This is a genomic window from Zestomonas carbonaria, assembly GCF_904061905.1.
Taxonomy (GTDB): Bacteria; Pseudomonadota; Gammaproteobacteria; order Pseudomonadales; family Pseudomonadaceae; genus Aquipseudomonas; species Aquipseudomonas carbonaria.
The window spans coordinates 22,889-29,652 of the sequence record NZ_CAJFCI010000050.1 but is presented as its reverse complement, the minus strand read 5'-3'; the positions used below and the strand labels follow the sequence as shown (position 1 = coordinate 29,652).

At 68.0% G+C, this 6,764-nt stretch carries 5 protein-coding genes; 2 read left to right on the top strand and 3 right to left on the bottom strand.

Going from position 1 to position 6,764, the window contains the following annotated elements:
• Positions 1–56: 56 nt before the first annotated feature.
• The 3 genes from PSEWESI4_RS12710 to PSEWESI4_RS12700 all read right to left on the bottom strand — a co-directional run bounded on the left by PSEWESI4_RS12710 (position 57) and on the right by PSEWESI4_RS12700 (position 3,632).
• The gene (locus PSEWESI4_RS12710; RefSeq protein WP_187671572.1) at positions 57–1,373 is read right to left on the bottom strand and encodes an NTP/NDP exchange transporter; all 1,317 of its coding nucleotides are present in this window, start codon (positions 1,371–1,373) and stop codon (positions 57–59) included.
• Positions 1,374–1,493: 120 nt separating this feature from the next.
• Positions 1,494–2,414, bottom strand: a complete 921-nt coding sequence (locus PSEWESI4_RS12705; protein WP_187671571.1) for an aldo/keto reductase — start codon at positions 2,412–2,414, stop codon at positions 1,494–1,496.
• A 297-nt stretch (positions 2,415–2,711) separates the two neighbouring features.
• Positions 2,712–3,632: a LysR family transcriptional regulator gene (locus PSEWESI4_RS12700; protein WP_187671570.1), complete on the bottom strand. Its 921-nt coding sequence runs from the start codon at positions 3,630–3,632 to the stop codon at positions 2,712–2,714.
• 136 nt (positions 3,633–3,768) lie between these two features.
• Here PSEWESI4_RS12700 and PSEWESI4_RS12695 point away from each other — a divergent pair, with 136 nt between their 5' ends.
• Positions 3,769–5,115 (top strand): aspartate aminotransferase family protein, encoded by a 1,347-nt coding sequence (locus PSEWESI4_RS12695; RefSeq protein WP_187671569.1) that lies wholly within the window; start codon positions 3,769–3,771, stop codon positions 5,113–5,115.
• 92 nt (positions 5,116–5,207) lie between these two features.
• Positions 5,208–6,704, top strand: a complete 1,497-nt coding sequence (locus PSEWESI4_RS12690) for a CoA-acylating methylmalonate-semialdehyde dehydrogenase (protein WP_187671568.1) — start codon at positions 5,208–5,210, stop codon at positions 6,702–6,704.
• Positions 6,705–6,764 lie beyond the last annotated feature (60 nt).

Here is a 6,764-nt window from a genome sequence, read left to right as displayed (position 1 = left end):
GGGGCGGAGTCTGGTGCGGGCGAGGAAGCTCTGTACACCACGAAGCCATGCCCCCCTCACCCCAACCCTCTCCCGGAGGGAGAGGGAGTTTCCTCCCTCGCCTCCTCCGTCCGAAGCTGTTTCCCACCCAGGTACCACCCCAGCCCGCCCCATACCGCCGCGCAGGCTGCACCCGCCAGGGCGGCCAGCAGCACGCCGGCGCCGAGGGTGTCGAGCAGGGCCTTGGCCCAGGCGCTGAGGGCGTCGCCGGCGCGGTAGACCACGGTGTCGATGAAGTTCTTCGCCTTGTACTTGGTCTGCGCGTCGAGCGGCGCGAAGAGCATTTCGCGGCCGGGGCGGACGAAGGCGTATTCGCCGACCCGGCGTACCACCATCACCACCGCCAGCACGGCGAAGGTCGGCGCCAGGGCCAGGGCGAGGAAGCCCAGGCAGACCAGCGCCGGCACCCCGGCGAGCAGCGCGCGCAGGCCGTAGCGCTCGGCCACCCGACCGGCGATGAACAACTGCGCGGCCAGCGACAGCGCCTGCACGATGAAGTCCAGCAGGCTGAACACGCGGATCTGCGTGGCGCGATCGGGGAAGCTCTCGGCCACCAGGCGCGCCTGCTCGAAGTACAGGAAGGTGCTGGCGGTGGCGAGGAGGATGACGAAGGCGCCGACCGCCAGCAGGTAGGGCGAACGCAGCACCAGCAGGATGCCGCTGAACGGGTTGCCGATCACCGGCTTGCTCGGACTCTCGCTGGGCGGCGCGCCGGGGCGGCCGGCGCCGCCGTACTCGCGCCAGGCCATCAGGTAGCGCTTGGCGACCAGGGTGGCGGCGAGCAGCGCGGCGGCCAGCAGGGTCAGGCCGCTCTGGCCGAGCGCATCGATCAACAGGGCGCCGAGCGCCGGGCCGGTGAGCCCGCCGCAACTGGCGCCGGCGGCGATGAAGGCGAACAGCCGGCGCGCCTGGGTGGCGTCGAACACGTCGGCCATCAGGCTCCAGGCCACCGAGACGACGAACAGGTTGTAGACCGAGATCCACACGTAGAACACCCGCCCGCCCCATACCGACTCGCCGGCCTGGAACAGCAAGGCGAAGGCCAGCAGGTTGAGGACGAAGAAGCCGTACACCCAGTCCACGTAGCGGCGCCGGGCCACCCGCGAGTTGAGCCAGGCGAACAGCGGCACCGCCAGCAGCATGGCCACGAAGGTGGCGGTGAACAGCCATTGCAGGTTCTCCACGCCGCCGAGGATGCCCATCGCCTCGCGGATCGGCCGCAGCATGAAGTAGCCGGCGAACAGGCAGAAGAACAGCGCGAAGCCGCACAGCGCGGCGGGCAATTCGCCGGAGCGGGCGTTGATGGCGGTGGCCAGGCGTTGGGTGAGGGGCATGGAGCGTTCGGTCCAGTTCGAGGGAGGAAACTCCCTCTCCCTCCGGGAGAGGGCCGGGGTGAGGGGCGGAGTATCTCTCGGCCTCGCTCCCCCAGCCCCTGTCCCGGAAGGAGAGCGTCGCTACGCGAACGCCTCGATGATCCTCTCGCGCATCGCCGCGTCCGGCAGCGGGCCACTTCCGGCGGCCAGGTTGTCGGCCATGTAGCGAGGGTTGGAGGTGGCCGGGATCACCACCGTCACCGCCGGCTGGGCGATGATGAACTTGAGCAGCAACTGCGCCCAGGAACTCGCCTGCAACTCGCTGGCCCAGTCCGGCAGCGGCTTGCCCTTCACCCGGCTGAGCAGGGCGGCGCGCTGGAACGGCCGGTTGATCAGCGTGGCCAGGCCGTTGTCGGCGCAGTAGGGCAGCAGCCGCCGCTCGGCGCCGCGTTCGCCCACCGAATAGTTGAACTGCACGAAGTCGATGTCCTTCTCCCGTTCGAGCACGGCGATCAGATCGTCATGGGCCGAATCCACGTAGTGGGTGATGCCGATGTAGCGCACCAGCTCCTGCTGCTTGAGCTCGCGCAGCAGGCCGAGCTGAGTGGCGGTGTCCTGCAGGTTGTGCACCTGCACCAGGTCGATGTTCTTGCGCTGCAGCGCCTCCTGGCTGATCTCGAACTGCGCCTGGCCGCGCTCGCGACCGGTGGACGACAGCTTGGTGGCGAGGAACGCCCTGGCCTGGTTGTCGGTGCGCTTGAGCAGTTCGCCGGTGACCTGCTCGGCGGCGCCGTAGCTCGGCGCGGTGTCGATCACCGTGGCGCCGCCGGTGAAGAAGGTGTTGATCACCTCCACCAGCGGCGCCAGGCTGGTGTCGTCGATCCGCACGTTGAAGGTCTGCGAGGTACCCAGGCCGATCACCGGCAGGGTTTCGCCGCTGCGCGGGATGGTGCGTTGCAGCAACGGGCCAGCGGCCAGGGCGGTATTCGGCAGCCAGGGAGAGAGGGCAGCGAGGGCGGCAAGGCTGATACCGCCCTGGAGGAAGTGACGACGGCTGGGCATGGGGGCCTCCGTGGTGGCACTCGATGAAAGGGCAGACGCCCGGCGGGGCGTACCGTTCGAGGATAGACCCTCAGGCCGGGATGGCCGCGACAGGGCGTTGCGAGTTGTTACGACCGTATGTCATTCCGAAGGACGCGCGCGGCCTCACCGTAGGGTGCGCCGCGCGCACCGGAAAAGGTGTTGCACGTTGCCGAGCCGTATACAGCGGGCTTTCCTGGCGGACACGACGAACTCAAAGCAGACACCGCAGCGGCCTCCCATCGGTGCGCGCGGCGCACCCTACCCGGCGGCCTCATCTCACGCCGTCGTCGCCAGCACCTCGAGAAAGCTCTCCAGCACCAGGTGCGGCCGCCGACCCTTGCGGGTCACCGAGGCCAGGTTGAGGTCGTAGAAACGGGACGCCGGCTTCAGCGCGCGCAGGCGGCCCTGCTGTACCCAGGCGCTGGCGTAGTGGTCGGGCAGGTAGCCGATGTAGCGCCCGGTGAGGATCAGGAAGGCCATGCCCTCGCGGTCCGAGGCGCTGGCCGTGCAGTGCAGTGCCTGGTAGTGGGCGAGGATGTCGCTGGGCAGGCGGAAGGTCGGCGCGATGGCGTCCTGGGCGTTGAGGCGGGCGTCGTCGAGCTCCTGGTCGTCCACGTAGAACAGCGGATGGCCCACCGCGCAGTAGAGCAGCGAGCGCTCGTCGTACAGCGGCTGGTACTCCAGGCCGGACAGCGCGCCGCTCTGCGGCACCACGCCGACGTGCAGGCGGCCGTCGAGCACGCCGCGCTCCACCTCGCTGGGCGGGATCATGCGGATGTTGACGCGCACGTCCGGGCCGCGCTCCTTGAGGCGCGCCAGGGCGTGGGTGATGCGCATGTGCGGCATGGTCACCAGGTTGTCGGTGAGGCCGATGTTCAGCTCGCCGCGCAGGTGGCGGTGCAGGCCGTTGACCTCGGTGCGGAAGCTCTCCAGCGCGCTGAGCAGTTGCAGCGCCGAGTGGTACACCTCGCGGCCCTCCTCGGTCAGCGCGAAGCCGGCGCGGCCGCGCTGGCACAGGCGCAGGCCGAGGCGCTGTTCGAGGTCGCTCATCTGCTGGCTGATCGCCGAGCGGCCGATGCCCAGCACGCTTTCCGCGGCGGAAAAACCGCCACATTCCACTACGCTGCGGAATAGCCGCAACAGGCGGATATCGAAGTCGCTGACCTGGGTCAGCGGGTCCTGCCGATGGGTGCTCATTTGTTTAGTGGTGCTTAATCTAAAGATTGGAAAATCTGTATTTTCCTGAATTTAGGCCCGTGGCACCTTGGTTGGCAACTGTGGGAACAGAGCCCGCTCCCACGCACAACAAAACATCCGCCTTGCGAGGCCCGCCATGAACATGCCGCAAACCGCCACCCCGTCCATCGCCAGCCAGCTCAAGCTGGATGCGCACTGGATGCCGTTCACCGCCAATCGCAACTTCCAGAAGGACCCGCGGATCATCGTCGCCGCCGAAGGCAACTGGCTGGTCGACGACCAGGGCCGCAGGATCTTCGACAGCCTGTCCGGCCTGTGGACCTGCGGCGCCGGCCACTCGCGCAAGGAAATCCAGGAAGCGGTGGCCAGGCAGCTCGGCACCCTCGACTACTCGCCGGGCTTCCAGTACGGCCACCCGCTGTCGTTCCAGCTCGCCGAGAAGATCGCCGAACTGACCCCGGGCGAGCTGAACCACGTCTTCTATACCAACTCCGGCTCGGAATGCGCCGACACCGCCGTGAAGATGGCCCGCGCCTACTGGCGCCTGAAAGGCCAACCGGCGAAGACCAAGCTGATCGGCCGGGCGCGCGGCTACCACGGCGTCAACGTCGCCGGCACCAGCCTCGGCGGCATCGGCGGCAACCGCAAGATGTTCGGCCAGTTGATGGACGTCGACCACCTGCCGCACACCCTGCAACCGCAACTGGCGTTCACCAAGGGCCAGGCCGAGACCGGCGGCGTCGAGCTGGCCAACGAACTGCTCAAGCTGATCGAACTGCACGACGCCTCGAACATCGCCGCGGTGATCGTCGAGCCGATGGCCGGTTCCGCCGGCGTCATCGTGCCGCCGCAGGGCTACCTGCAACGCCTGCGCGAGATCTGCGACCAGCACGGCATCCTGCTGATCTTCGACGAAGTGATCACCGGCTTCGGCCGCCTGGGCGCCTGGACCGGCGCGGAATACTTCGGCGTCACCCCGGACATCATGAACGTCGCCAAGCAGGTCACCAACGGCGCCATCCCCCTCGGCGCGGTGATCGCCTCGCGGGAGATCTACCAGACCTTCATGAACCAGGCGACGCCCGAATACGCGGTGGAATTCACCCACGGCTACACCTACTCCGCGCACCCGGTGGCCTGCGCCGCCGGCCTCGCCGCGCTGGACGTGCTGGAGAAGGAAAACCTGGTGCAGCGCGTCGCCGAACTGGCGCCGCATTTCGAGCAGGCGCTCCATGGCCTGAAGGGCGCCAAGAACGTGATCGACATCCGCAACTGCGGCCTGGCCGGCGCCATCCAGATCGCCCCGCGCGACGGCGACGCCATCGTGCGTCCCTTCGAGGCCGGCATGAAGCTGTGGAAGGCCGGTTTCTACGTGCGCTTCGGCGGCGATACCCTGCAGTTCGGACCGACCTTCACCAGCACCCCGCAGGAGCTCGACCGCCTGTTCGACGCCGTGGGCGAAGCGCTGAACCAGATCGCCTGACGCCCCCACGAACCCCGTAGGAGCGGCCCATGGCCGCGACCGAGGTCACGGACCGCTCCTACGCACAGAGATACGCATAAAAGGATCGACCCATGAGCATCATCCCGCACCTGATCAACGGCGAACGCGTCACCCGCGACGAGCGCCGCGCCGACGTCTACAACCCCTCCCTCGGCCAGGTCAGCGCCCAGGTCGCCCTGGCCAGCCGCGCCACCGTGCAACAGGCCATCGACGCCGCCAAGGCCGCCTTCCCGGCCTGGCGCAACACCCCGCCGGCCAAGCGTGCCCAGGTGCTGTTCCGCTTCAAGCAACTGCTCGAAGAGAACCAGGACACCATCGCCCAACTGATCAGCCAGGAACACGGCAAGACCATCGAGGACGCCGCCGGCGAACTCAAGCGTGGCATCGAGAACGTCGAGTTCGCCTGTGCCGCCCCGGAAGTCCTCAAGGGCGAATACACCCGCAACGTCGGCCCGAACATCGACGCCTGGAGCGACCTGCAGCCGCTCGGTGTGGTCGCCGGCATCACCCCGTTCAACTTCCCGGCCATGGTGCCGCTGTGGATGTATCCGCTGGCCATCGCCTGCGGCAACACCTTTATCCTCAAGCCCTCCGAGCGCGACCCGAGCTCCACCCTGTTCGTCGCCGAACTGTTCCACCAGGCCGGCCTGCCCAAGGGCGTGCTCAACGTGGTCAACGGCGACAAGGAAGCGGTCGATGCGCTGATCGAGGCGCCGGAAGTCAAGGCCATCAGCTTCGTCGGCTCGACCCCGATCGCCGAGTACATCTACAGCGAAGGCGCCAAGCGCGGCAAACGCGTCCAGGCCCTCGGCGGCGCCAAGAACCACGCCGTGGTGCTGCCTGACGCCGACCTCGACAACGCCGTCAGCGCGCTGATGGGCGCCGCCTACGGCTCCTGCGGCGAACGCTGCATGGCCATCTCCGTGGTGGTGGCGGTGGGCGACCAGGTCGCCGACGCGCTGATCGACAAGCTGGTGCCGCAGATCCAGGCCCTGAAGGTCGGCGCCGGCACCTCCTGCGGCCTCGACATGGGCCCGCTGGTCACCGGCGCGCACCGCGACAAAGTCACCGGCTACGTCGAAGACGGTCTGCGCGCCGGCGCCAGGCTGGTGGTCGACGGCCGTGGCCTGCAGGTCAATGGCCACGAAGACGGCTTCTTCCTCGGCGGCTGCCTGTTCGACCGCGTCACCCCGGACATGCGCATCTACAAGGAAGAAATCTTCGGCCCGGTGCTCTGCGTGGTCCGCGTGAACAGCCTCGAAGAGGCCATGCAACTGATCAACGACCACGAGTACGGCAACGGCACCTGCCTGTTCACCCGCGACGGCGAAGCCGCCCGCCTGTTCTGCGACGAGATCGAAGTGGGCATGGTCGGCGTCAACGTCCCGCTGCCGGTCCCGGTGGCCTACCACAGCTTCGGCGGCTGGAAACGCTCCCTGTTCGGCGACCTCCACGCCTACGGCCCGGACGGAGTGCGCTTCTACACCCGCAAGAAAGCCATCACCCAACGCTGGCCGCAACGCGCCAGCCACGAGGCGGCGCAGTTTGCGTTTCCCAGTCATAGCTGAGGTGGGGTGAGGTAAGAGAAAGGCCGGTCGAGAGACCGGCCTTTTTATTTAGCCCTGTAG